This is a genomic window from Kitasatospora sp. NPDC056800 (assembly GCF_042789775.1).
Taxonomy (GTDB): Bacteria; Actinomycetota; Actinomycetes; order Streptomycetales; family Streptomycetaceae; genus Kitasatospora.
The window spans coordinates 1-25,801 of record NZ_JBHUAL010000100.1 but is presented as its reverse complement, the minus strand read 5'-3'; the positions used below and the strand labels follow the sequence as shown (position 1 = coordinate 25,801).

Sequence of the window (25,801 nt, the reverse complement as noted above, 5' to 3'; positions counted from 1 at the left end):
GTGCGGGGCCACCCACCCGCACCGCCCGCCCCCCTTCCCACCACACCCGAAGGGAAGCGCAGCCATGTCCGTAACCGGATTCCCGTCACCCGTCGCCGAATCGGCCGCCGGGAGGCTGGTCGCCGAGAACCTGGCGGCCGGCTCCTGGAACGACGCGGCGGTCAAGTTCGGCAACACCTTCGGCGCCGTCGCGGGCTTCCTGGGCATCCTGCTGGTGGTCTTCCTGGCCGCCGGTCGGGCCCGGGGCCGTCTGGCCCGACCGCTGGCGGTCGCGGTGTTCCTCGGCCCGGCGGTGCTGTTGCTGGCCGTCGGCCTGGTCGTGCCGCTGGTCCGCACGGTCTACCTCAGCCTCCAGAACGACGACGGCACCCGGTTCGTCGGCGGTGAGAACTTCGGCTGGGCCCTCACCTCCGACTCGGTGCAGAAGGTGCTGGTCAACACGCTGCTCTGGCTGGTGGTCGCGCCGCTCGTGGCGACCGGGCTGGGGCTGGTGCTGGCGCTGCTGGTCGACCGGATGCGCGGCCAGTCGGTGTACAAGTCGCTGATCTTCATGCCGATGGCGATCTCGCTGGTCGGCGCGTCGATCATCTTCAAGTTCGTCTACGAGTCGCGCGGGCCGGGCCAGCCGCAGATCGGCCTCCTCAGCCAACTCGCCGTCGCCGTGGGCTGGGACGATCCGCCGAACTGGCTGCTCTCGCAGCCGCTGAACACCTTCCTGCTGATGGCGGTGATGGTCTGGGTGCAGACCGGCTTCGCGATGGTGGTGCTGTCGGCGGCGATCAAGGCGATCCCGGACGAGGTGGTGGAGGCGGCCCGGCTGGACGGCGCGAGCGGGGTGCGGCTGTTCTGGTACGTCACCGTGCCGATGATCCGCACCACGGTGATGGTCGTACTGACCACTGTCATGATCATCACCCTGAAGGCCTTCGACATCGTCCGCACCATGACCGGCGGGAACTTCGGCACCCAGGTGCTGGCCAACGAGATGTACTCGCAGTCCTTCGTGCAGTTCAACTCCGGCCGGGGCAGTGCCCTCGCGGTGCTCCTCTTCCTCGCGGTGCTGCCGCTGGTGGCCTACAACATCGTGCAGCTGCGGAAGGAGCGTGAGGTCCGGTGACCGGGACGGGCGGCCGGGAGCGGCCGGTGGAGTCGGTGCGGTCGGTGAAGGCGGCGCGGTCGGTGCGGCCGGTGGAGTCGGTGCGGTCGGTGAAGGCGGCGCGGTCGGTGCGGCCGGTGAAGTCGACGCGGTCGGTGCAGCCGGTGCGGAAGGCCTTCAGCAGTCCGCTGGCCTCGGTGTTCGTGATCGCGATGACGGTCCTCTGGACGATCCCGACGCTGGGCCTGCTGGTGACTTCTCTGCGCCCCAAGCAGGATGTGACAGCCAGCGGGTGGTGGAACGCCTTCCTCCATCCGGACCTCGGCCTCGGCAACTACCACTCGGTGCTGTTCGAGGGCGGGTCCGGCGCCTCCACCGGCCTGATGCCCTTCCTGGTCAACTCGCTGGCGATCAGCGTCCCGGCGACGGTCTTCCCGCTGGCACTGGCGGCGATGGCGGCGTACGCGCTGGCCTGGGTGCGGTTCCGGGGGAGCGACGCGGTCTTCTTCACGGTGTTCGCGCTCCAGGTGGTGCCGCTCCAGATGGCGCTCATCCCGCTGCTGCGGCTGTTCGCCGGCGGTGCGCACCTGGGCTCGCTGACGCTGATCCCGGCGGTGGATTTGAAGGGGAGCTACGCGCCGGTCTGGCTGGCGCACACCATGTTCGCGCTGCCGCTGGCGGTGTTCCTGCTGCACAACTTCATCGCCCAGCTGCCGCGCGACCTGATGGAGGCCGCGGTGGTGGACGGCGCCTCGCACTTCAAGATCTTCCGCTCGATCGTGCTGCCGCTGTGCACCCCGGCGCTGGCCTCGTTCGCGATCTTCCAGTTCCTGTGGGTCTGGAACGACCTGCTGGTGGCGCTGACCTTCGCGGGCGGCACACCGGAGGTGGCGCCGATGACGGTGCGGCTGGCGCAGCTGTCCGGCTCCCTCGGCGGGCGCTGGGAGCTGCTCACGGCCGGGGCGTTCCTGTCGATCATCGTTCCGTTGATCGTCTTCTTCAGTCTCCAGCGCTACTTCGTCCGGGGGCTGCTGGCCGGATCGGTGAAGGGGTAGCCAGGGGAGTCCTGTGGTGGTGAGGGCATTCTGAACACGTTCGAAACTGATTTTTGAACTTGTTCAGAATGGTCTACAGTCGGCAGCGGCCGGGCGCTGAGCGCGCCGGTCCGCGGACCGCCCGATGGGTGGCGTCCGCATGCCTGCCGACCACTGAGGGGGACTCATGCCGGGCCCGTCCACGCCTGCCCCGTCCGATTCGCCCGGTCCGACCGAGTCGGCCGACTCGACCTCGCCGGGGTCGACTGAGTCGCTCGATCCGACTGGGTCACCTGACTCGACTGGGTCGCCCGACCTGATCGCGCCGGGGGCGACTGGGTCGTCCGACTTGACTGAGTCGCCCGACCTGACCGGGTCGTCCGATCTGGTCGCACCGGGGTTGACCGAGTCTCCTGACCTGACTGGGTCACCCGACCCGACCGGGTCGCCCGATCCCGTCACGCCGGGGCCGACTGGGTCACCCGACCCGACCAGGTCGCCCGATCCAGTCGCGCCGGGTCCGACCCAGTCGTCCAATCCGTACGACGCGTTCGACCCGTACGGTCCCTACCGCCCGGCGGGTACCCACCCGCAGAGCAGGCCGGGCCCGGGCCGGGCGCCCGGCGTGGCCGTGCCCTCGCCTCCCGCGTGGCTGGCCCCCAGTGCCCCCGAGCGCCGGGCGGGGGCCACCCCCAAGATCCTCCTGGCGGCCCTGCTCACCGGCCTGCTGACGGCCTGGCTGCTCTACGACGGTCTGGGGCCCAACCTGCTGCTGCTCGGCTCCGCCACCGCGGTTGGGGCGGGGATCGCCGCCCGGACGGCCGGGCGCCGGATCCGACCCTGGACGGCGGTGTGGAGCCTGCTCGCCCTCGCCCTGCTCGCCGTCCCGGCCCAGTGGGACGCCGGCTGGCCCGCGGTGCCGGCCGTGGTCGGTGCGCTGGCGCTGGCCTCGCTGGCGCTGCACGGCGGCCGTCGCTGGCCGGGTGTGCTGTTCCCGCTGCCCGGCATCGTGTGGCAGCTGGTGTCCTCGGTGGTCTGGGTCTGGGAGAGCATGGACCGGCGGCCGCTGCCCGGCCGCGACCGGATCGTCCCGGTGCTCAAGGCGCTCGGGGTCGCCGCCGCCCTGTTGACCGTCTTCGGCCTGCTGTTCGCCAGCGCCGACGCCGCCATGGCGGATCTGCTGGGCGGTCTCAGTCCGGATCTCGACCTCGACCAGCTCCCGGGGCGCGGCGCGCTGTTCGTGCTCGGAACGGTGACCGTGCTGGGCTTCGCGCACATGGCCGCCGGCCCGCGCCGCTGGGACCGTACGGTGATCCGGCCGGGCCGGGAGCGGCGGCGGCTGGAGTGGGCGCTTCCGCTGATCGGGCTGAACCTGATGTTCGGTGTCTTCGCGGTGATCCAGGCCGTGGTGGTGCTCGGCGGCGCGGACGCCGTGCTGAGCAACACGGGGATGAGCCGCTCCGAGTACGCCCGGCAGGGCTTCTGGCAGCTGAGCGTGATCACCGTGCTGACGCTGGTCGTGGTGGCGGTCGCCAACCGCTGGGCGCCGCGCACCACCGTGGCCGACCGCCGGGTGGCGCGGATCCTGCTCGGGCTGCTCTGCCTGCTGGCGCTGGTCGTGGTCGCCTCGGCGCTCGGCCGGATGTGGTTCTACGTGGACGCCTCCGGGCTCACCAGGCTGCGGCTCTGGGTGCTGGTGGTCGAGGTCTGGCTGGGTGCCGTCTTCCTGCTGCTGATCGCCGCCGGGCTGACCCGCCGTGCCGGTTGGCTGCCGCGCGTCGTCGTCCTCAGCGGGATGCTCACCGTCGCGGTCTACGGCCTGATGGGCCCGGACGCGATCGTCGCCGAGCAGAACGTCACCCGGTACGAGCAGGCCCTGCGGGACGACCCGCGCACTGCGGCCATCGACCTGCGCAACGTCCGCGGGCTTTCGGCGGACGCGGTGCCTGCCCTGGACCGGCTCCCCGAGCCGCAGCGGAGCTGTGCACTGCAGCTGATCGGGCAGGGCCTGGGGGCGGAGTCGAAGCCCTGGTACGCCACCAACCTCGCGGCCACCCGGGCCCGGGAGATCCTGGCGGAGCGGCCGAGGGTCGACTCGAGGACGGTCGGCCGTACGGCCTGCGATCAGGCGGGGCTGGCGTACGAGGCCTGGTAGACCGCCCGAGGGTGGAGGCGGGGGCCGCGGACAGCGGTAGGGCCGGCCGGGAGCGTGCTGCTCCCGGCCGGCCCTTGGCGTCGTGCGGCGCCGGTCCGTCACCTACGGCGTCGGCGCGCGGTGGCGGCGTCGGCGCACGGTGACGGTGTCAGTGCATCGCGACGGCGGAGGAACCGCTCGGCAGGTCGCTGGCCTTGGCCTTGATCACGAAGACCGCGACGAGCAGGGCGACCGCCGCGAGCGCGGCGCCCACGATGAAGCCGTGCGAAATGCCCTGGGTGAGCACGGTGTTCGCGGCGTCGGTGCCCTGCGGGAATTCGTGGTGCTGCTGGAGGTAGGCCAGCTGCTCAGGCTTCGCGCTCTCCATGAACTTCGGCAGCTGCACGGCGGCTTCGGCCGTGGCGTAGTGCGCGAAGACCGTGGTCAGGATCGACAGGCCGAGCGAACCGCCGATCTGCTGCATCGAGTTGAGCAGGCCGGAGGCGGCGCCGGTCTCCTCGCCCGGGACGCCCGCGACCGCGAGCAGCATCACCGGGACGAAGATCAGGCCCATGCCGAAGCCGAACACCACCGTGGGGCCGAGGACCCCGTCCAGGTAGCCGCTGTCCTTGCTCATCTGGGTCAGCCAGGTGAGGCCGACGGTGACCAGCAGTGCGCCGCCTGCCATGAAGGGCTTCGGGCCGTACTTGGCCTGGAGGTTGGAGGCGATCTGCGCGGCGATGATGATCGCGACGCTGATCGGGAGGAAGGAGACACCGGCCTTCAGCGGGCTGTAGCCGAGCGGACCCTGCACGAACAGCACGACGTAGAAGAAGATGCCGAACATGGCCGCCGCCAGGCAGAGCATCATCACCAGGCCGCCGGTGCGGTTGCGGTTGGCGAACAGGTGCATCGGGGTGATCGGCTGGTCGGTGCGGCTCTTGACCACGAGGAAGGCGGCGAGCAGGATCGCGCCGGCCGCGAAGGAGCCGAGCGTGATGCCGTCCGACCAGCCGTCCGAGGCGGCCCGGATGAACCCGTAGACCAGGCCGACCAGGCCGAGCGTCGAGGTGAGGGCGCCGGGGAGGTCGAAGCGGCCCGGGTGGCGCTCGGACTCGGCGATGTGGCGCGGCGCGGCGATCGCGATCAGGATCGCGATCGGCACGTTGACGAAGAACACCCAGCGCCAGTTCAGGTACTCGGTGAGCAGACCGCCGGCCAGCAGGCCGATCGCGGCGCCGGAACCCGCCACCGCCGAGAACACGCCGAACGCGCGGTTGCGTTCCGGTCCCTCGTCGAAGTTGGTGGCGATCAGGGCGAAGGCGGTCGGGGAACAGATCGCGCCGCCGATGCCCTGGAGCGCGCGGGCGGCCAGCAGCAGGCTGCTGTCCTGCGCGAAACCACCGAGCAGCGAGGCCAGGCCGAACAGCAGGGTGCCGAAGATGAACACCCTTCGGCGGCCGAGGATGTCACCCGCTCGACCGCCGAGCAGCAGCAGCCCGCCGAAGGTCAGGGTGTAGGCGTTGATGACCCACGACAGGTCGGTGGTCGAGAAGCCCAGGGCGTCCCTGATGTGCGGCAGTGCGATGTTCACGATGGTCGCGTCGAGGACCACCATGAGCTGGGTGGCGGCGATGACGGTCAGGGTGATGCCCTTGCCCCGCCCCTGGTTCGTCCGCGGTGGTGGGTTCTTGCTGAGCGTGTCGGAGATAGCCACGAATGTGCCCCCTGCTGGCTATGTGCTCGGTGGTGCGGGGCCGGCGGAGTCGCCGGTCCGGGCATGGCACTGCGCCCTTGCGCAGGCCGAGAAGGAACGGGATCGTTCACTAAGCGGGACGATATCCTGGCCGTGATTGTGAACGCAAGCGTTCCTTAAGGGTGGTGGCGATGGAGCGGTTGGTGCGACGCCTGGTGGCGGACCGGTCCGGTCGGTCGCCGGGTGGTTCGGCGGGGCCGGCGCCCGGAGAGGCGGCTGTTCGGCCCGAGGTCCTCCGGCCTGAGGCCGTGCGGTCCGGGGCTGTCCGGTCCGGGGCCGTTCGACCGGGGGAGGAGGGTGTCGGGGTGGCGTCAGGGGGGTCGGGCGCCGGGTCGGGCTCGGGGCCGGGTGGCGAACCGGGCTTCTGTCCGGTGCGGGCCGCCCGCCAGGCGCTGACGCGGCCGGCGCGGCGCCGGGGGAAGGAACTGGAGAACGCGATCTTCGAGGCCGCCCTCGACCAGCTCACCTCCGGCGGATACGCGCGGCTCACCATGGAAGGGGTCGCCGGCGCGGCGCGGACCGGGAAGGCCGCGCTTTACCGGCGCTGGGCGTCCAAGGACGAACTCGTCATCGACGCCCTGGATGCCACTCTTCCACGCCCTTACGACACCCCCGACCTCGGGTCCGCGCGTGACGAACTCCACCGGCTCATCGAGGGGTTCACGCAGGCGATGGCCTCCCGGACGGGCTCCGCGCTCAACGCGCTGATGGGCGAGATCGACCAGGAGCGGGCCGAGGTCTTCAAGGCCTTCATCACCGACCGGGTCATCGAGCCGACCGCGCGGACCATCCTGGAGATCCTGCGTCGCGGTGCCGAGCGCGGCGACGTCCGGCCCGGTGCGGCCACCCCGCTGGTGGCCGACGTCATTCCGGCGGTACTGCTCTACCAGGTCAAGATCCGCGGGCTGGAGAACATGGGGCCGGGGTTCGCCGGTCGGCTGGTGGACGAGGTGCTGGAGCCGATGATCCGGGCCTGAGGCGGTCGGTGCCGGGCCCGGGCACTGCCGGACCCGGTGCCTCCCCCGGACCCCTCCCTCCCGGGAGGCGGATTCGGCGGTTGTGAGCGGGCTTAGGCTGGAGGCTGCCCCCGCTGAACGGATTACGCCATGCCCATCGTCCCCCCGACGCACTCCGTCGAACGCTCGCTCCGCCGGGCCGGCGCCAAGATCGTCGTCGGTCTCGACGAGGTCGGGCGCGGCGCCTGGGCCGGGCCGGTCACCGTGGGCGCGGCCGTCACCGGTCTGCGCAAGGCGCCGGAAGGGCTGACCGACTCCAAGTTGCTCACCGAGCTGCGCCGTCGCGCGCTCGCACCCGTCCTCGCCGATTGGGTCACCGCGTACGCGCTCGGGCAGGCCACCCCGCAGGAGTGCGACGAGCTCGGTATGACGGCGGCGCTGCGGCTGGCCGCCGTCCGCGCGCTGGAGGCGCTGCCGGTCGAACCCGACGCGGTGATCCTGGACGGCAAGCACGACTACCTCGGCGGACCCTGGCGGGTGCGCACGGTGATCAAGGGCGACCAGTCCTGCATCTGCGTCTCCGCCGCCTCGGTGCTCGCCAAGGTCCACCGCGACGGCCTGATGGCCGAACTGGGCGAGGGGTACCCGGACTACGGCTTCGCCGACAACGCCGGCTACCCGTCCCCGGTGCACCGTGCCGCACTGGAGGAGTTCGGCCCCACCGAGCACCACCGGCTCTCCTGGGCGTACATGGACGGACTGCCGAAGTGGCGCCATCTCAAGCGCGTTCGGGAGGGTGCGGGCGACGGCCAGGGGTCCGCCGACGAACAGTTGACGCTCGGTTTCTGACGGTCCGTCTGGAATTGCCCCGGGAGGGGGCGGCAGGAGGCCGGCGCCCAAGGGGTGGGGTGCCCGTGCGCGTCCGACCGGCATTTGATAGATATCCGGGTATGCCTGTCTTCCCCGAGGAGCCGGAGATTCACGAGAGCCTCCCGGGCCCCGGCGTTCCCTTCCTCCGCGAGTCGGACGCACAAGCCCCCGCCACCGCACCCACCACCGTCGTCGCCCCGGCTCCGGTGCCCGGACCCCGTCCGGCGCCCCCGCGCCCGGCCCCGCCGCGCGCCGCCCGTCCGGGCCCGCCGCAACTGGTCCCCAAGCCCGGGCCGGCACCGCGCCGCCCGGCCCCCGCCGAACCGCGGGTGGAGGTCCAGCGGATCGCCGCCACCCCGGCACAGGCGGTGGAGCGCGCCGACGACGCGGTCGACCTGCTGCTGGAGTCCGGCCGCAACCCGGGCGACATCCTGGTGCTGACGGTCGGCGAAGCGCACCCCTGGCAGCAGCACGAGCTGTCCTTCGGTGAGGAGCGCTACTGGGCGCAGCTCGCGGAGGGCGGGGACGTGTTCTACGCGGACGCCGCGCTGACCCGTCCGGTCCGTCGCGAGGTGGTCGTCCTGGTGGTCAACGGCGGACCGTCCGCCCGGGCCGCCGAGGCGTACGCCAAGGCGCTCGACCACGCGACCGCGCTGCTGGTGGTCTGCGGCGACGCCGGCCCGGCCGCGAAGGGCGCGGCCGGAACCACGCCGGGCCGCCCGGGCAAGGCCTGACCACAGCCGTCCACTTCGGGCCCGGCGCCGCCGTACGGTGCCGGGCCCGAAGTCCGTCCCGCGGCCCCCGGTGGCTGACGGCACGGTGCCGACGGCCGTTGTCGAAGGCCGGTGTTGACGGCCCGACGGCCGAGGGCTGCCGCGGACTCAGCGCGTGCTGGTGCGGCGGGTCGGTTCGGCCGTCGCGGCCCGCGTCGCGGCCCACGGGGGCTCGGACTGCGGGGAGCGCGCCGTGTCCTCGCCGCGCTTGGCCTGGTCGGCCGCCAGCAGGCGGGTCCGCTGGCCACGCGGGGCCTCCAGGGCCGAACGCGGCGGCAGTTCCGTCACGGTGTGCACCGGCCCCTCGGCCCAGGAGCCCGAGTGCGGCTTGCGCCCGCCCCGACCGTCCCCGAGGACCTGCCAGCCCGCCGGGGTGAGTCCGATGTACGCCCCGCAGCGCAGTCCGTGCAGTGCGGACGCGTCCCGCAGCGCCCACATCCAGGCGCCGTCCTGCACCGTCCAGCCGGGTGCGCCGTCGCGGCAGCGCAGCAGTAGGGCCGTCCGGGTCGGCTCGGGCAGTCGCAGGTCGTGCGGGATGATCCGGCGCAGGTTCGCCAGCAGCGCGTTGCGGTGCTGCCATCCGTCGGTGTCGTGCGGCCAGGGGGTGAACGAGGCCGAGGCGGCGAGGTGGTGGAGCGCGTCCAGGACGGCGACCACGACGGTGCCCGGCTGGGGCAGGTGGCGCTGGTGCAGTTCCACGACGAACTCGCGCGGGTCGCGCAGCAACGGGATCCCCGAGGCGGTCCAGGTCTCCAGGTCCAGCACCCGTCTGGGTTCCGGGCTCCCGGAGAAGGGATTCTGACCTCGGCCGATACCGTTGATCACGATCCTCCTTCCTGGCCCGTGGGCAGGCGGGTGCCTGGGTACGCCGAAGGGCGGGTCCAGCGGACCGGATTTCGGGTACCCCCCAATTCTCGGGGCATCGGGGGCGGAGCGGCAACGATGAAATGATGAACGCCATCCGATAGCCCATGGTCTGCCGGATATGTTCCACAGTCGCCCGAACGCCGTGGAGGTGCCGCCGAGCCTTGATCCACAACGCCCGGAGGGCAGGGTGAGCCGTCATCGGCACGGTGACCACTCCTTTCTCGGGCCGTTCGACCGGTGTGATCGAAATCGCTTCGCTTGATCCTTTCTGTTGGGCCATTCGAGTGAACGAGAGGGCTCCTTCGCCGGTTTTCCGGCGTCGGGTCACCCCTGCACGGCCAGCACCAGCGGCAGCACCGCGCTCGCCCCCGCCCGGCGCAGCAGCCGGGCGGCCACGGTGACCGTCCACCCCGAGTCGACGAGGTCGTCCACCAGCAGCACCGGCCCACCGGCGGCCGCCACCGCCTGCTCGACCTCCGGTGGCAGGACCAGCGCGCCGGCCAGCGAGTGCAGCCGCTGAGCGCTGTTGCTGCGGGCGCCGTGCGGGGGCAGCCCGCCGGCGTACTCGATCCGGCCGAGCAGCGGCAGCCGCCCGATCTCGGCGATCCGCGTGCCCAGGCTGCCGACCAGCCGGGGCCTGGCGGAGGAGGCCATCGTCACCACGCCGACCGGTCGGTCCAGCCGGGCTCCCTCCGTGGTCGCGGGCCCGGCCCAACCGCCCGGACCGCGGGCCCAGTCGGCGAGCACCGCCACCAGGGCGTCCACCGCCTCGCCGGGCACCGGCACGTCCGGCGCCTGCTCGGCGAGCAGGGCGCGCAGCCGGTTGCCCCAGCCGATGTCGGACAGCCGGCCGAGCGCACGGCCGGTCTCCGCCTGCTCGCCCGCCGGGATCCGGCCCTTGAGCGGCACCCCGAGCGCGTCCATCCCGGTCGGCCAGAGCCGTCGGGGCTCGAAGCTCACGCCCGGGCGGCCGAGCGCGGCCCGGGCGGCGGCCAGCGCCTCGGCGGAGACGTCCGGGGTGTGCAGCGGCCCCGCGCAGTTGTCGCACCGGCCGCACGGCGCGGCCTCCTCGTCGTCCAGCTGGCGGCGCAGGAACTCCATCCGGCAGCCGGTGCCCGCCGCATAGTCGCGCATCGCCCGCTGCTCCGCCTCCCGGGAGGCGGCGACCTTGGCGTAGCGGGCGGTGTCGTACTCCCAGCTCTGGCCGGTGGCCGTCCAGCCGCCCTTGACCCGGCGGACGGCGCCGTCCACGTCGAGCACCTTGAGCATGGTCTCCAGCCGGGCCCGGCGCAGGTCCACCCGGGGCTCCAGAGCGGCGGTGGAGAGCGGCCGGCCGGCCTCGGCCAGCGCGTCGATGGTGCGGCGCACCTGATCCTCCGGGGGGAAGGCCAGCGAGGCGAAGTAGCGCCAGATCGCCTCGTCCTCGCGCCCGGGCAGCAGCAGTACCTCGGCCCGGTCCACTCCGCGCCCGGCCCGGCCGACCTGCTGGTAGTAGGCGATCGGCGAGCTGGGCGAGCCGAGGTGCACCACGAAGCCGAGGTCGGGCTTGTCGAAGCCCATGCCGAGCGCGGAGGTGGCGACCAGCGCCTTGACCCGGTTGGCCAGCAGGTCGGCCTCGGCGGTGCGGCGCTCGGCGTCCTCGGTGCGGCCGGAGTAGGAGGCCACCGGGAAGCCACGTTCGCGCAGGAAGGCCGTCACCTCCTCGGCGGCGGCCACCGTCAGGGTGTAGACGATGCCCGAGCCGGGGAGCCGGTCGAGGTGGTCGGCCAGCCAGGCGAGGCGGTGCGCCGGGTCGGGCAGGGAGAGCACGCCCAGGGTGAGGCTCTCCCGGTCGAGCGGCCCGCGCAGCACCAGGGCGTGCTCGTCGGTGGTACCGGTGCCGAGCTGCTCGGCTACGTCCGCGGTGACCCGGGCGTTGGCGGTGGCGGTGGTGGCCAGCACCGGGACGCCGGGCGGCAGGTCCGCGAGCATGGTGCGCAGCCGGCGGTAGTCGGGGCGGAAGTCGTGCCCCCAGTCCGAGATGCAGTGGGCCTCGTCGACCACAAGCAGGCCGGTGGAGGCGGCGAGCTCGGGCAGCACCTGGTCGCGGAAGTCCGGGTTGTTCAGCCGCTCGGGGCTGACCAGCAGGATGTCGACCTTCCCGTCGGCGACCTCCTCCTGGATCGCGGTCCACTCGTCGGTGTTGGCCGAGTTGATCGTGCGGGCCTGGATGCCGGCCCGGCCGGCCGACTCGACCTGGTTGCGCATCAGGGCGAGCAGCGGTGAGACGATCACCGTCGGCCCGGCGCCGCGGGCCCGGAGCAGGGCGGTGGCGATGAAGTAGACGGCGGACTTCCCCCAGCCGGTGCGCTGGACGACCAGGGCGCGGCGGTGGTCGACCACGAGGGCCTCGATGGCCGTCCACTGGTCCTCGCGCAGGGTGGCTCCGGGGCCGGCGAGCTCGCGCAGGACGGCCTCGGCCCGCGCCCGGACCTCGGCGCGGTCGGCGGTGGCGGTGGTGTGGATGTCGGGCTGCTGCATGGCGTCCATGTAACCCCGTACCGCCGACAAGCGACGAATGCCAGGGAGCGGAGACGGGGGAAGGCGGGGTGTATTTCATCCGCTGATCCGCTGAACGGCGGTCAAAATCCACTCGCGGGAGGGAGTGTCGCCTGCTCCGAATGAGTGAGGGAAAATTCGGGGGCGGAGTTATCCACAGGAAAAAAGTCGGTTCCGACATCGTTCGCGGATTGCGTCCACTCTTGCGGCCATGAACGCGATGAACAACGAACACGTCATTCTGTCCCTCGGACCGGCCTCCGACCACCGGCAGGTCGTCATGCGCGGCCCGGCCGACATGGCCGAGCTGCTTCCGTACTTCCTGGGCTTCTACCCCGACGACAGCATCGTCGCGGTGGGGCTCCACGGCCCCGGCCTGCACCAGGGCGGGGTGATCCGGGCGGACCTGCCGCGGTCGCCCGCGCAGTGGCCGGCCGCGGCGGAGGAGACGGCCGCCCTGCTGGTCGCCCTCTCCGAGCGGCACGGCGCCCGGCCGCTCCAGGTGCTCCTCTACCTCTGCCAGGACCGCGGTACGGCCCACGCCCCGCCGGTGGTGGACGGGCTGCGGCCGCTGGCGGAGGCCCTCCGGGCGGCCTTCGGGCGCCGGGGCGTGGCCGTCAAGGAGGCGCTGTGCGTCTCGGACGGCCGCTGGTGGTCCTTCCTCTGCCGTGGCGACGGGTGCTGCGACGCGGCGGGCAATCCGGTGCGGCGCAGCCCGGAGCCCGGTCCGGCGGCCGCCGCCGCGACGGTGGCCGGCCTGGTGCCGCGCGGCAGCCGCAAGGCCATCATCGGCGGGCTGGACCCGGTCGGTCCGCCGGCGGACGCCGCCCAGCGCGAGGCGCTCGCCCGGGCCGAGGCCGTGGACGCCCTCGCCAGGGAGCAGCGCCTCGCCCTGCTCGACCAGGCCTTCGCCGAGTTCCGGGCCGGAGCCAGGGAACTCGACGCGGACCGGACGGCCCAGCTGCTGCTCGCCCTGCGGGACCGCCTGGTGCGGGACCGCGGCGTCGAGTACGCCAGGCCCGACGAACTGGCCCCGGCCGAGCGGCTCTGGCGCTTCCTCGCCCGGAGGGCCGTGCCGCCGTACGAGGGCTGTGCGGTGGCCCCGCTCACCCTGCTGGCCTGGACGTCCTGGGTCGCCGGGGACACGGCGACGGCCCGGGTCGTGCTCGGGCACGTCCTGCGGCTCGCCCCGGGCTACCTGCTGGCCGAGCTGCTCTACGAGTCGCTCAACGACGGCATGACGCCCCAGGGGCTGCTGGCCGCCGTCGAGGCCCAGCGTCGGCGGCGCGAGGGGCCCGGGGTCGCTACGGTCCCGGGCGAGGAGCCGCGGCCTCCGGCGGGCGGAGCGCCGAACGCCGAGGTGCCGCCGCCCGCCCAGGGGGCGCCCCTCCGCGACGACGCGGGTCCCGGGCCCGCCGCCCCGGGCGCCGACGAGGTCCCCGGTGAGCGGCCCGGGCGGTCGGCCGGCGCGCGGCGGCACCGGCGTGGTGGTCGCCGGAAGGGCTCGTCCACGGCGTCGGTACCGACGGATCCGGGTCAGGGCGCCCCGGACGGCTCGGGAGGCCCGGAGCCGGACGGCGGTGGCGCCGGGGCGGTCGCCCTTCTGTCGGCGCCCGGACGGGCCGTGGCGCCCGGGCACGCCAGGGTGGCCGGGGAGCGGTTCGCCCGGGGCCTGCGGCTCGGCCGGGCGGCCTGCGTGCCCGCCGCCGCCCGGACCGGCCACCACCGCTGCCGGGGCGTCCGGCGGGCGGCGGGAGGAGGCCACCGTGCGCACTGAGCCGCTCCGCGCCGCGGCGCCGGCCCGAGGGCCGCTACGCCTCGCCGTGCGCCATCTTGATCAGGCGGTCCAGCACCGTGCCGCCGCTCATCCGAAGGCCGTCGTGCTCCCACTCGTTGGTGATCCAGGTCCGCAGGCCGCGCACCGCGCGGGCGGTCTCCAGCGAGTCGGCGGTGTCCACGTACATGTCGTCGTGGTACACGGCCGCCACGACCGGCACGGTGTTGGTGGCCAGTCGCACCCGGTCGTACAGGTCGGGCCAGTCGGTGCGGGCGGCGAGCAGGTCCGCGGTCTCCTTCAGCGGGCGCAGCGCCGGGTCGGTGTCGAACATCCAGGGGTAGATCATCTCCCCGGTGAACAGCACCGGCGCGTCGGACTCCAGCGCGGCCCGGGCGTCGAACTGCGGGAACTCCTTGCGGACCCGCTCGGCCGCCCAGGCGGTGCCGCCCTGGTCCACCGACCGCTGGCCGTAGATCGACTCGTGCAGCACCGCGTAGAGCGGGCCGCCCGCGAAGGAGAGCTGGGCCTGGGCGCCGGCCAGGAAGGTGTCGGAGAGCTCGGCCCCGGCCGCGCCCTCCACCCAGGCCTCCTCCAACAGGTAGTGCAGCGTGCCGGAGCCGTTGCCGCCGCCGAGCAGCATGCCGAGCGCCTGGAACGCCTCGACGGTGAGCAGCCCGCCGTCCGGCAGGGTCGCGGGGGAGTCGGCGAGGTGGGCCGCGATCCGGCGCACCGCCTGGACGTCCTGCGGGAACCGGGCGTAGTGGCCCTCGTTCTTGCCGACCACCCGCGGGTAGGCGGCGCGGTAGACGTCGTCGGCCGAGCTGCCGAGGCCGGAGAGGCCACCGGTGATGAAGGCCTCGGTCAGGCCCTCGGGGGCGATGGAGAGGTAGGTGAGGGTGCAAAAGCCGCCGAAGCTCTGGCCCAGCACGCTCCAGCGCCGGTCGGCGCCGAGCAGCCGCTCGCGGATCAGCTCGGCGTCCCGGACGATCGAGTCCGCGCGGAAGTGGGCCAGGTAGTCCGCCTGCTCCTGCGGACCACCGCGCCGGGCGAGGGTCTGCCGCGTCGCGGGGGTGGACCGCCCGGTGCCGCGCTGGTCGAGCAGGAGCACCCGGTAGTCGTCCAGGGCGCGCTCCAGCCAGGAGTCCCGGCCGAGCGGCCGGGCGGCCTTGCCGCCCGGCCCGCCCTGGAGGTAGACCAGCCAGGGGAGGTCGGCCCGCTCGCGGCCGGCGGCGACCACCTCGCGGGCGTACACCTCGATCTGCTCGCCCTGCGGGGCGGCGTGGTCGAGCGGCAGCTGGAACACGTGGTCGGTCGTGACAATCCCGGGCAGCCGGCTGATGGTGGACATGCAACTCCTCGGTCTCTGCTGGTCACAGCGATGGCGTCGCGGTTCACGGGGTCACCGGGTGCGGGGGCCGCGACCCCCGCACCGTATCCTGGCGGCGGTCGAGCACCGGTTCGACCGCCCCGTCCGTCCGACCGGTCGGCCGACCCCGGCCGACGACCGCCCCGAGCGGGCCCGACGGCGGCCCGCAAGACGAGTGCCGGCCCCGGATCGCGGACGGTGACGCGCCCGCGCCGAGGCCCCGGTGACGTTCCGACGGAAGCTGTACGGCCGCCCGGCAGAACCGTCCCGACCAGCGGCGCAGCGGCGGGGCGTGACCTGGTGGCGGTGCGCGGCGTTCACTCCGGGGGTCTCCGCCCGGTTCGGGCGGGCCGATCACCGGGCGGTGCGGACCCGAGCGCCCGGACACCGGCAGCCGTCGGCGGCCGCGTGCGGCACCATGACCGGTGGCCACCAGGGGGCCGAGCGTCACGGCGGGTGTGGGCCGCGGGGGAAGGGCGTCACCGGCCGACCGGGCCGCCGGACCTGACGGCGTGCCGGGCCACGGCGAGGGGCCCCGGGAACGAAGGCGCGGCGCGCCGGTACCGGCCCGGTACCGAGCACCGCATGGCACGACCCGTCACCGGGTACGGCCAGAAACGGCACACCCGCCGACGGGACGGCCCCGTCGGCCCGGCATCATCAGCACGCGATCGAGCATGCTCGCGGCCCACCGGCCTGACCCGGCCACCGGACCGCCGAGGGGAGGAGAGTCCGGTGACCGCCATGAGGCCACCACAGGCCATGCCGGCCGAAAGCGTGGTCGGCGCGCCGCCCAGGCCGGTGGGCCGCCACGACCAAGCCCCGGCAGCCGGGCCCGCGGGCGCACCGCTCGGCCCGGGCCGAGCCGCGGCCCCGCCGCGGCCGCAGCCGCCCGCCGTCCACCACGCGGTGATCTGCGTCAACGCCCCGGCGATGGCCGCCTCCGGCCCGGACGGCCAGCTGCGCGGCCACGGCCTGCACGGCTTCTACCGCAACGGCGTCCGGGTGCTCGCCCGGATGGAGCTGCGGCTGGGCGGCATGGAGCCGCTGCCGCTCCAGGGCACCCTGACCAGCACCGCCCAGGCCCGCTTCCTCGGCGCCGTCCGCATCCCCGGCGACCTCGACCCGGATCCGGCACTCACCGTCGAGCGGCTGCGGCACGCGGACGGCGTGGAGACCGTGGTCGTGCGCAACACCGGTCCCCGGCCCGCCCGGTTGCCACTGGAGATAGCCCTCGGCACCGACCTCGGCCCGGTCGCCGAGATCGCGGCCGGGCACCGCCAGCCCGACCTGCCGGGGCAGGTGCAGTCCGCCGGACTGCGCTGGACGGGCCCGGTGCACAGCGCCGTGGTCAGCGCCCAACCCTCCCCGCACGCCGTCCTGGCCGGCGCCGGCGTGCTCCGCTGGGACCTGGAGGTCCAGCCGGGCGCCCGCTGGTCGGTCGAGCTGCACACCGAGCTGGAGACCGCCGCCGGCGGCCCGCGCCCGCCGGGTGGCCGCGGCACCGGCGCGCCACTGCCCTGGTCCGAGCCGGAGGTCCGCAGCGACGACACTCGGGCCGCCCCACTGGTCTCCCGCTCGCTGGACGCCCTCGGCGGGCTGCTGTTCGCCGACCCGGACCGCCCGACCGACCTCTACCCGGCCTCCGGATCGCCCTGGCGCTTCGGCCTCGCCCCGGCCGACGCGCTCTGGGCCGCCCGGCTGACCCTGCCGCTCGGCACCCGGCTGGCGGCCGGCACCCTCCGGGCGCTGGCCCGCCGCCAGCAGCTCGTCCCCGCCCCGGGCCGCACCGAGGGCCTGCTGCCCGGCGCCCTGCGCCACGGCGGTCCCGAGCTACCACCCACCTGCACGGCCACCGAGGCCACCCTGCTGTTCGTCACCGTGCTGGCCGAGGCCTGGCGCTGGGGCCTGCCCCCGGCCGAGGTCGCCGAGCTGCTGCCGACCGCCGAGCGGGCCCTGGCCGCCCTGCGGGAGGGTCTGGTCGACGGCTTCGTCACCGACCTGAGCCGCCCGGCCGAGGAGCGCTCCGCCCACCCGGTCGCCGCCCGCGCCGAGGTCCAGGCGCAGGCCCACCGCGCCGCCCTGCACGGGGCCGAGCTGCTGGAGGCCTTCGGCCGACCGGGCGCCGAGGACTGGCGCGGCTGGGCCGCCGCGCTGCGCCGGCGCTTCCGCGAGCGGTTCTGGGTCGACGACCTCTCCGGCGGCCGCCCCGCGGCCGGGCTGGCCCCGGGCGGCCAGCCGCTGCCCGCCGTCGCCTCCTCCCTGGTGCACCTGCTGGACACCGGGCTCGCCGTCGACGGCGGCCGGCACGAGAGCCTGCTGGACCGCGAGCAGACCCGGCTGCTCGCCCAGCGCCTGGTCGCGCCGGAGCTGGACAGCGGCTGGGGCCTGCGCACTCTGAGCGCCAAGTCCCTCCGCTTCAACCCGCTGGGCCACCGCGGCGGCGCGGTGCGGGTCCACGAGACGGCGCTGGCGGTCGCCGGCCTGGCCGAGGCCGGTCACGAGAACGAGGCCGGCACCCTGCTGGAGGGCCTGCTCGCCGCGAGCGCCCACTTCGAGGGGCGCCTGCCGGAGATGTACGCGGGGGAGCAGCGCACCCCCGGCTGCCCGCCGGTGCCGCACCCGGCCGCCTGCCGCCCGGCGGCGGTTTCCGCAGCCGGTGCCGTGCACGCGGTGTTCGCCCTCGCCGGGGTCCGGCCCGACGTCCCGGGCGGCCGGGTGCTGGTCCGCCCGGCCAGCACCGCACCGCTCGGCGAGCTGGAGCTGACCGGTCTGCGGGTGGCGGGCGAGCCCTTCTCCGTCCGGGTGAGCAGGATCGGCGTGGCGATGGTGGAGGAGGCGTCCGAGGATCTGCAACTCGTCGCCCGCTGAGCCCGCCGCCGCCCGCCGCCGCCCGTCCGGGACCGGTGTCGGTGACACCGGGTCACCGGCACCGGTCCCGTCCGCTCCCGGCCCGGCGCGGCCGTACACGAACCGCGCCGGGTCGGGCGAGGGGCCTCCGGCCAGGAGCGGCCGCGTACGGGCCTGTGCTTATCGTCAGAGAGACGACTATGATCGTCGCCATGTCGCGCTACGATCCGTCGGCCTTCCCCCCGTTCGCTGTCACGGTTGACCTCGTGGTGCTGACGGTGCGCGACCACTCGCTCTGCGCCCTGCTGGTCAGACGAGGCGAGCCGCCGTTCCAGGGGTACTGGGCGCTGCCCGGCGGCTTCGTCCGCCCGGACGAGGGCTTGGCCGAGGCCGCCTCCCGTGAGCTGGCCGAGGAGACCGGCCTGCGCGCCCACACCGCCCCCGGCCAGGACGCGGTCGGCCCCGGTGCGGCCGGCGCCCACCTCGAGCAGCTCGCCACCTACGGCCACCCGCAGCGCGACCCCCGGATGCGCGTGGTCAGCGTCGCCTACCTGGTGCTCGCCCCCGACCTGCCGACGCCCCGGGCCGGCGGCGACGCCAGCGGCGCCCGCTGGGCCCCGGTCGGCGAACTCCTCGGGGAGAACCCGGCCGACGGCGTCCCGCTCGCCTTCGACCACGGCCTGATCCTCGCCGACGGTGTGGAACGCGCTCGCTCCAAGATCGAGTACTCCTCCCTCGCCACCGCCTTCTGCCCGACCGAGTTCACCGTCGGTGAGCTGCGCCGGGTCTACGAGGCGGTCTGGGGCGTGGTGCTGGACCCGCGGAACTTCCACCGCAAGGTCACCGGTACCCCCGGCTTCCTGCTGCCCTCGGGCGGCACGACGACCCGTCAGGGCGGCCGTCCGGCCCAGCTGTTCACCGCTGGCGGTGCAACCGTCCTCAACCCGCCCATGCTCCGCCCGGAGTCCTGACCCCGGCGGGCCCTGTGCCCGGTCCTGTCCTCAGCCCTCTGCCAAGCCCTCCGCCAGGCCCTGCGCCCGGTCCGCCCGGACGCGGTACCGACCTGCCGTTGCGCGGCATCGGGCAGCCGAATGGCCTGGTCTGGCTGCGGACCCGGGGGCGTCGGCGCAGAGTGTCGGTGGACGCTCCGACCGCCTGGGCCGGAGGCCTCCGGCCCAGGGAGTCCCGCGATGGCCATCAAGGACTGCGCCAACCAGCGAATCCTCATCGAGGGGCTGGCGGCGGACTACCGGAGCCTGGACAGGACCACCACCGCAACGGAGAAGGAACTGGCCGAGCTGCAGGCCGAGCACGCGGCGCCCGAGTCGATCGCCGCCGTCGAGGAACGGCTGGCCGCCGAGCGGGAGCGGTTGGGCGAGATCGTGGTCGAGGGGCAGGCAGCCGTCGACGAGTTCCACGCGGGTGCGGCGGTGAGCAGCTCCCGCCACCGCCCTGGCCTTCCCGGTAGGGGCCGCACCCCTCAGCGGACACGGAGCCCCGCCCGTCCGGCGCCACCGAAGCTGCCGACACCACCGGCACCACCGAGGCCACCGGAGCCACCGAAGTCACCGAAGCAACCGACTCCGCCGGGACCCGGAACGGACCGGTCGACCGTGAATCGCAGGATCGGATTGTCCCCTGATCGGGTGAGGTGGGCAGCCGGCGGGCCCGTGCCGTTCCCGTAATGCCCGGAATAGCCGTCGCCGCCCCCTAATGTGCTGGCGCGGAGCCGCGCGGGTGCATGCCCGCCCGTCAGGGGTGCTCCGCGTCGAACAGCTCGGCCGAGGGCACGGGAGCAGCCAGCGATGATCCAGATCACCGGACTGACCAAGGTCTACCGCAAGGGCGCTCCGCCCGCAGTGCTCGACCTGACCTTCGACGCCCGGCCCGGCACGGTGACCGCGCTGCTCGGCGCCGAGGGGGCGGGCAAGTCCACCGCCCTGCGGCTGATGCTCGAACTCGAACGCGGCCAGGGCGTCACGCTCTTCGACGGCCGCCGCTACCGTCGGCTGCGCCACCCCGAGCGCGAGGTGGGGGTGCTGCTGCCCGGCACCGGGGAGGCCGCGGTGGCCGGACATCCGGGCCGCAAGGCGCGCAGCCACCTGCGGATGCTCGCCGCGGCCGTCGGCGTCCCGGCCCGGCGGGCCGACGAACTGCTGGAGCAGACCCGGCTGGCCGCCGTCGCCGGGCAGCGGCTGCGCACCTTCTCGCCCGGCATGCACCGCCGCCTGGCCCTGGCCGCCGCCCTGCTCGGCGACCCCGGCGCGCTGCTGCTGGACGGGCCCGCCGACGGCCTGTCACCGCGCAACGTCGAGTGGTTCCACTCCTTCCTGCGCTCCTTCGGGGCCGCCGGCGGAACGGTCCTGGTGACCACCCGCACGCCGCAGGAGGCCTCGCAGCTCGCGGACCGGGTGGTCACCCTGGACCGCGGCCGACTGGTGGCCGACCAGCCGGTCGCGGAGTTCCGGCGGACCAGGCTCAGCCCCGAAGTGGCTGTCCGGGGGCCGCAGATGGCGCGGCTGGCGGACCTGCTGGTCAGCCAGGGCGCGGACGTCCGACGGGACGGCAGCGTGGGCCTCGCGGTGGCCGGCATCGACCGCACCGAGATCGGCGAACTCGCCTACCGTCACGGGATCCTGTTGCACGAGTTGGCGGACCGGGTGGTCGAGCAGCCGGCGCCGCGGGTCGTCCTGCCGGCCGGCTCGGGCCGCTCCGGCCACCTCCGCCTCCACCCGGAACCCGGGGCGGGGCCGAGCCCGGAGCCGGCCGAGCAACCGAACCCGGAACCGGACCCGGCACCGAGCCCGGAACCGAAGTCGGAGCCAGGCCCGCAGTCGGCCGCCGAGCGGATCCCCGAGCCGGCCGCCGAGCCCACCCCGGTCGGAGCCGTGACGACTCCGGCCGAGCCGGCCACCGTCTTCGCCCCCGAAGCCTCCGTCCCCGAAGCCATTACCCCCGGAGCCACCGCCTCCGTCCCCCGTGCCGCCACCGCCCCGAAGCGCAACGCCCCCCGCCGCCGGGAGGACGGCTCCCTGCCCACCCGCGCCCTGCCCGCCGTGGCAATCGCCGCCGCGCTCCCCGCCGCCGCGCTCCCCGTCCTCGGTTCGGCGGGCCGCCGCCCCGGGCCCGTCGGCCGTCGCCCGGAGCCGACCGCGGAGGCCGGGTCCGACGCCCCCGCCAATCCCGCCCCCGCGCCCACCGTCGCCGTCGACCGGCTCTTCCGCGACGACCCGGCCCCGGCCCTGCCGCAGCCGTCCGCCCGGGTTCGGCCGCCGGGCCGCCGGTTGAGCGCCGACGACCTGCTCACCGACGACACCGTCCGCCTCCGTCGCCCCGTCTCGGGCACGAGCGTCGTCCGGGTCTCCACCGCCCAGCCCCCCGCCGCCCCCACGGCCCCCGCCATCCCCGCAGCCCCTGCCCCCGCCACCCCCGACGACCACCGGAGCGAGTGAACCGTGCGTGTCCTGGCCTACGAGCTGCGCCGCCTGCGCGGCCTGCGTTCCACCTGGCTGCTGCTTGCCGCCGTGCTGCTCGGCGACGCCGTTGTGGCCGCCGTCCTGGCGGACCAGGCCCCGGACGGCCCGCTGGCCGCCCCGGCCGGGGTGCGGCTGCTGACCGCTGCCGTCCCGTTGGTCCCGCTGCCCTTCGCGGCGCTCGGCGCCGGGGTGCTGGGCGCGCTCTCGTACGGGCACGAGGTGCGCCACCCGGGGCTGCCGGCCTCGCAGGTGTCGTACCCGCGCCGGGTGCGACTGCTGCTGGCCAAGCTGCTGGTGATCGGGCCGGTGGCGGCCCTGTTGGCGCTGACCACCCTGCTGCTCGACACGCTGGCCGTGCACCTCGCGCTGCCGGACGGTGTCACCGTGGAGGCCTGGGCGGACCCGGCCGCGCTGTCGGACCGGGTGTCCGCGGCGGTGACCGGCGCCGGGCTGTCCGGGCTGTCCGACCTGCCGGGCGTGTTCTCCCCGCTCGGCCTGACGGCCAGTCACGGGGTGCCCGCCGCCCTGCTGGCCTTCGTCCTGCTCACCGTGGTGGCGGCCTGGACCGGGGTGCTGACGGCCTCGCTGACCCGCAGCGCCGCGGCCGGGGTGCTGTTGCTGTGCGCGCTGCCGCCGCTGCTGGAGTCCGGCGTCGCCCTGCTGCTGCGTCACACCGGCAGGCCGTGGCCGACCCGGGCGGCCGAGCTGCTGCCGTTCCAGTCCGGGATCGAGTGGGCCTACGGCTGGGTGTACGGCGGTGCGCGCGAGGCGGTGGCCGGGAGCGCGGCGCTGACCGATCCGGCGCTGCTCGCCGCGGTCGCGGCCCCCGCGGGGCTCCTGCTGCTCGCCGCCCTGTTGGTCCAGGCCCGCCGCCGCGCCCTGTAGGCCCGTGGCTGCGCATCGCGCAGGGCCTCCCGCGCGGCGCCGCACCCGTGGGCGGCCCTGTCCGGTCCTGCGGAAGCCCCCGGGGTGCGGTCCTGCCCGTGGCTACCAAGATCGACCAGCAGTGACCGTAATGCGCGGTTCTTCCTGATAAGAAGTCAATTATCCAGTCACGGTCGATCACCCTTTCGTGTGCTTTTCACGAGAATTCTCAAGCCACGCCTGCGGATCGCCGACAAAGGAGGCGTGAGTACCCTTGCGCACCCCACCATGACCCCCGCCCGTTCCGCCGATGGGCCCATCCACGGTCCCGGCGACCTGGACCGCTTCTCGTACGCCGACCGGCCGACCCCGCCGGCGCCCCGCTGGGAGGGCGCCGAGTCCGACATCGGCCGGGTCGGCCGCAAGACCACCAGCAGCCGCGGCCGCGGTCTGCACGGCCAGCTGGTCCAGCAGCTCGGCCAGATGATCGTCTCCGGCGATCTCGGTGCCGACCGCCCGCTGGTGCCCGAGGAGATCGGCCAGCGGTTCGAGGTCTCCCGGACCGTCGTCCGCGAGTCGCTGCGCGTGCTGGAGGCCAAGGGCCTGGTCAGCGCCCGGCCGAACGTCGGCACCCGGGTCCGTCCGGTCGGCGACTGGAACCTGCTGGACCCGGACATCATCGAGTGGCGCGCCTTCGGTCCGCAGCGGGACGAGCAGCGCCGGGAGCTGTTCGAGCTCCGCTGGGCGATCGAGCCGCTGGCCGCCCGGCTCGCCGCCGGCCACGGCCGGGAGGACGTCCAGCAGCGCCTGGTCGAGCTGGTCGAGATCATGGGCCACGCCGCCTCCCAGGCCGACCTCTCCACGTACACCCGGGCCGACGCCGAGCTGCACGGCCTGATCCTCCAGATGGCCGGCAACCGGATGCTGGAGCACCTGTCCGGGATCGTCGCCTGCGCGCTGCAGGTCTCGGGCGGCCCGGCGATCTCCTGCGAGCGGCCCTCCGAGTCCTCGGTCGGCCTGCACGCCCGGCTGGTGGACGCGCTGGGCGCCGGCGACGGCACCGCGGGCGAGGTCGCGATGCGGGCGCTGCTCACCGTCCATCCCGAGGTCGAGCCGTCCGTCCCCGCGCCCAGGGAGCACTGAACGGGCTGTTTCCACGAGCGGAGGCGCCGGCTGGCGGCGGTCCGCTCCGCCAGGGCCCTCCGGTCGCATCGTGCGGCGCAGCCGGGGGGCCTCCGCATGCCGTCACCCCTCGGGTCGACCGGAGCCGGGAGAACGTGGGGAACGCCGGGGGCGGGAGAAGGACGGGGAAGCCGGAGCTGGGGGAGCCAGGGAGAAGCTGGGCGAGCCGGCCGCGCCCGGGAGGGGTCACCGGGCCCGGGAAGGCGGGCCGGCGAAGGACGAGCCCGTTTCGCGGCTTGTCCATGACAACAGTTCACCCCGCGAGTGCGCGATGATGGAAGCGGCCCCGGGTTGCGGGCGCCGGGTCGGTGTGACCCGCGACACGAAGGCCATGCGTAACACTTGACGAGTAGCAGCGATGTGTCCTGAGCGGAAGCAGCTCCGGAATACTCCAACATGTCAGAATGCTGTGTTGGTCCGCGGCGCTGCTGCCGTCCTGCAAACCCAGTCCTCAAGCCCGAGTCGGTCGGAATCGACACCGCGCGTCCGACGCGCGATCTCCTTCCCCGCCCGCTCGGGCGGCCGGTACGGGTTCGAGATCCACTCATCGTCCGAGAGGTTGTTCGTGTCGGCCAGCACATCCCGTTCGCTTCCCCCCGAGATCGCCGAGTCCGCGGCTCTGCTGGCGCTCATCGAGCGGGGCAAGGCCCAGGGGCAGATCGCCGGTGACGACGTGCGCCAGGCGTTCGAGGCGGACCAGATCCCGGTCACCAAGTGGAAGAACGTCATGCGCAGCCTCAACCAGGTGCTGATTGAGGAGGGGGTGGACCTCATGGTCAGCGCGGCCGAACCGGCCGGCGCCAAGCGCAAGAGCGTTGCTGCCAAGAGCCCCACCAAGCGCACCGCCACCAAGGCTGTCACCACCCGGACCCCGGCCGCCCCGTCGGCCCCGACCAAGCCGCCCGTGCGGATCGCCCCCGGCGCTCCCGTCGCGGCGCCGGCCGTCGCGGCCGCCACGGCCTCGGCTCCCACCGTCTCCGCCGAGATCACCGCCGAGGGGAGGACCGCGGTCGGCTCCGAGCTGAAGGCGGCTCCCGCGAAGAAGGCCGCGCCGGCCAAGAAGGCCGCGGCCAAGAAGACCGCCGCGCCGGCCAAGAAGACCGCTGCCAAGAAGACCGCCGCCGGCAAGACCGCCAAGGGCGACGAGGAGCTGCTCGGCGAGGAGGAGCTGCTCGAGGACGTCGCGCTGCCCGGCGACAAGACCGAGGCCGAGGGCACCGCTCCGGAGGAGGAGTCGGAGGGCTTCGTCCTCTCCGACGACGACGAGGATGACGCGCCGGCCCAGCAGGTCGCCGTCGCCGGCGCCACCGCCGACCCGGTCAAGGACTACCTGAAGCAGATCGGCAAGGTCCCGCTGCTCAACGCCGAGCAGGAGGTCGAGCTCGCCAAGCGCATCGAGGCCGGCCTGTTCGCCGAGGACAAGCTCTCGGCCGCCGACAAGCTCGCCCCGAAGCTCAAGCGCGAGCTGGAGATCATCGCCGAGGACGGCCGCCGGGCCAAGAACCACCTGCTGGAGGCCAACCTCCGCCTCGTGGTCTCGCTGGCCAAGCGCTACACCGGTCGCGGCATGCTCTTCCTGGACCTGATCCAGGAGGGCAACCTCGGTCTGATCCGTGCGGTCGAGAAGTTCGACTACACCAAGGGCTACAAGTTCTCGACCTACGCCACCTGGTGGATCCGCCAGGCGATCACCCGCGCCATGGCCGACCAGGCCCGCACCATCCGCATCCCGGTGCACATGGTCGAGGTCATCAACAAGCTGGCCCGCGTCCAGCGCCAGATGCTCCAGGACCTGGGCCGCGAGCCCACCCCGGAGGAGCTGGCCAAGGAACTCGACATGACCCCCGAGAAGGTCATCGAGGTCCAGAAGTACGGCCGTGAGCCGATCTCGCTGCACACCCCGCTGGGCGAGGACGGCGACAGCGAGTTCGGTGACCTGATCGAGGACTCCGAGGCGGTCGTCCCGGCCGACGCGGTCTCCTTCACCCTGCTCCAGGAGCAGCTGCACTCGGTGCTGGACACCCTGTCCGAGCGCGAGGCGGGCGTGGTCTCGATGCGCTTCGGCCTGACCGACGGCCAGCCGAAGACGCTGGACGAGATCGGCAAGGTGTACGGGGTCACCCGTGAGCGCATCCGCCAGATCGAGTCGAAGACCATGTCGAAGCTGCGCCACCCGTCGCGCTCCCAGGTGCTGCGCGACTACCTGGACTGATCGACGGCAGTCGTTCCACGCGAAGGCCCGGAGCCGCACGGCTCCGGGAG

General features: G+C 74.2%; 18 protein-coding genes. 14 read left to right on the top strand and 4 right to left on the bottom strand.

Features of this window, described 5'->3' with window-relative positions; translation table 11 throughout:
* Positions 1 to 64 precede the first annotated feature (64 nt).
* The 3 genes from ACFRQN_RS22080 (at position 65) to ACFRQN_RS22070 (ending at position 4,285) form a co-directional block, all read left to right on the top strand.
* Positions 65 to 1,117: a carbohydrate ABC transporter permease gene (locus tag ACFRQN_RS22080; RefSeq protein WP_079272796.1), complete on the top strand. Its 1,053-nt coding sequence runs from the start codon at positions 65 to 67 to the stop codon at positions 1,115 to 1,117.
* The gene (locus tag ACFRQN_RS22075; RefSeq protein ID WP_380741619.1) at positions 1,114 to 2,151 is read left to right on the top strand and encodes a carbohydrate ABC transporter permease; all 1,038 of its coding nucleotides are present in this window, start codon (positions 1,114 to 1,116) and stop codon (positions 2,149 to 2,151) included. The genes ACFRQN_RS22080 and ACFRQN_RS22075 overlap by 4 nt, the downstream gene beginning before the upstream one ends.
* A 610-nt stretch (positions 2,152 to 2,761) precedes the next feature.
* On the top strand, positions 2,762 to 4,285 hold the full coding sequence (locus tag ACFRQN_RS22070) for a DUF4153 domain-containing protein (RefSeq protein ID WP_380741618.1): 1,524 nt from the start codon (positions 2,762 to 2,764) through the stop codon (positions 4,283 to 4,285).
* A 148-nt stretch (positions 4,286 to 4,433) separates the two neighbouring features.
* On the opposite strand, the gene ACFRQN_RS22065 is transcribed toward ACFRQN_RS22070, so the two are convergent.
* Positions 4,434 to 5,981: an MFS transporter gene (locus ACFRQN_RS22065; RefSeq protein WP_380741617.1), complete on the bottom strand. Its 1,548-nt coding sequence runs from the start codon at positions 5,979 to 5,981 to the stop codon at positions 4,434 to 4,436.
* Positions 5,982 to 6,325: 344 nt separating this feature from the next.
* Between ACFRQN_RS22065 and ACFRQN_RS22060 the strand changes: the two genes are divergently transcribed.
* The 3 genes from ACFRQN_RS22060 to ACFRQN_RS22050 all read left to right on the top strand — a co-directional run bounded on the left by ACFRQN_RS22060 (position 6,326) and on the right by ACFRQN_RS22050 (position 8,580).
* A complete protein-coding gene (locus ACFRQN_RS22060) occupies positions 6,326 to 6,997 on the top strand; it encodes a TetR/AcrR family transcriptional regulator (protein WP_380741616.1) in 672 nt (223 codons plus the stop codon).
* Between the two features lie 129 nt (positions 6,998 to 7,126).
* The gene (locus tag ACFRQN_RS22055) at positions 7,127 to 7,825 is read left to right on the top strand and encodes a ribonuclease HII (protein ID WP_117489735.1); all 699 of its coding nucleotides are present in this window, start codon (positions 7,127 to 7,129) and stop codon (positions 7,823 to 7,825) included.
* Positions 7,826 to 7,926: 101 nt separating this feature from the next.
* On the top strand, positions 7,927 to 8,580 hold the full coding sequence (locus ACFRQN_RS22050; RefSeq protein WP_380741615.1) for a hypothetical protein: 654 nt from the start codon (positions 7,927 to 7,929) through the stop codon (positions 8,578 to 8,580).
* A 147-nt stretch (positions 8,581 to 8,727) separates the two neighbouring features.
* Here ACFRQN_RS22050 and ACFRQN_RS22045 read toward each other — a convergent pair whose 3' ends face one another.
* On the bottom strand, positions 8,728 to 9,447 hold the full coding sequence (locus ACFRQN_RS22045) for a hypothetical protein (protein WP_380741624.1): 720 nt from the start codon (positions 9,445 to 9,447) through the stop codon (positions 8,728 to 8,730).
* A gap of 363 nt (positions 9,448 to 9,810) precedes the next feature.
* Positions 9,811 to 12,006, bottom strand: a complete 2,196-nt coding sequence (locus ACFRQN_RS22040) for a RecQ family ATP-dependent DNA helicase (RefSeq protein WP_380741614.1) — start codon at positions 12,004 to 12,006, stop codon at positions 9,811 to 9,813.
* A 229-nt stretch (positions 12,007 to 12,235) separates the two neighbouring features.
* Between ACFRQN_RS22040 and ACFRQN_RS22035 the strand changes: the two genes are divergently transcribed.
* The gene (locus tag ACFRQN_RS22035) at positions 12,236 to 13,801 is read left to right on the top strand and encodes a DUF4192 family protein (RefSeq protein WP_380741613.1); all 1,566 of its coding nucleotides are present in this window, start codon (positions 12,236 to 12,238) and stop codon (positions 13,799 to 13,801) included.
* Between the two features lie 34 nt (positions 13,802 to 13,835).
* On the opposite strand, the gene ACFRQN_RS22030 is transcribed toward ACFRQN_RS22035, so the two are convergent.
* On the bottom strand, positions 13,836 to 15,149 hold the full coding sequence (locus tag ACFRQN_RS22030) for an alpha/beta fold hydrolase (RefSeq protein WP_380741612.1): 1,314 nt from the start codon (positions 15,147 to 15,149) through the stop codon (positions 13,836 to 13,838).
* 762 nt (positions 15,150 to 15,911) lie between these two features.
* Between ACFRQN_RS22030 and ACFRQN_RS22025 the strand changes: the two genes are divergently transcribed.
* The 7 genes from ACFRQN_RS22025 (at position 15,912) to ACFRQN_RS21995 (ending at position 25,751) form a co-directional block, all read left to right on the top strand.
* A complete protein-coding gene (locus ACFRQN_RS22025) occupies positions 15,912 to 18,038 on the top strand; it encodes a glycogen debranching N-terminal domain-containing protein (RefSeq protein WP_380741623.1) in 2,127 nt (708 codons plus the stop codon).
* A 191-nt stretch (positions 18,039 to 18,229) separates the two neighbouring features.
* A complete protein-coding gene (locus ACFRQN_RS22020; RefSeq protein WP_049659772.1) occupies positions 18,230 to 18,988 on the top strand; it encodes an NUDIX domain-containing protein in 759 nt (252 codons plus the stop codon).
* Between the two features lie 219 nt (positions 18,989 to 19,207).
* On the top strand, positions 19,208 to 19,702 hold the full coding sequence (locus tag ACFRQN_RS22015) for a hypothetical protein (RefSeq protein WP_380741611.1): 495 nt from the start codon (positions 19,208 to 19,210) through the stop codon (positions 19,700 to 19,702).
* 120 nt (positions 19,703 to 19,822) lie between these two features.
* Complete coding sequence (locus ACFRQN_RS22010) at positions 19,823 to 21,469, top strand: ATP-binding cassette domain-containing protein (RefSeq protein WP_380741610.1); 1,647 nt, start codon at positions 19,823 to 19,825, stop codon at positions 21,467 to 21,469.
* Positions 21,470 to 21,472: 3 nt separating this feature from the next.
* Entirely contained in the window at positions 21,473 to 22,378 is a 906-nt protein-coding gene (locus ACFRQN_RS22005; RefSeq protein ID WP_380741609.1) for a hypothetical protein, read from the top strand.
* A gap of 189 nt (positions 22,379 to 22,567) precedes the next feature.
* Entirely contained in the window at positions 22,568 to 23,500 is a 933-nt protein-coding gene (locus ACFRQN_RS22000) for a FadR/GntR family transcriptional regulator (RefSeq protein ID WP_049650790.1), read from the top strand.
* Between the two features lie 598 nt (positions 23,501 to 24,098).
* The gene (locus tag ACFRQN_RS21995; protein ID WP_380741608.1) at positions 24,099 to 25,751 is read left to right on the top strand and encodes an RNA polymerase sigma factor; all 1,653 of its coding nucleotides are present in this window, start codon (positions 24,099 to 24,101) and stop codon (positions 25,749 to 25,751) included.
* Positions 25,752 to 25,801 lie beyond the last annotated feature (50 nt).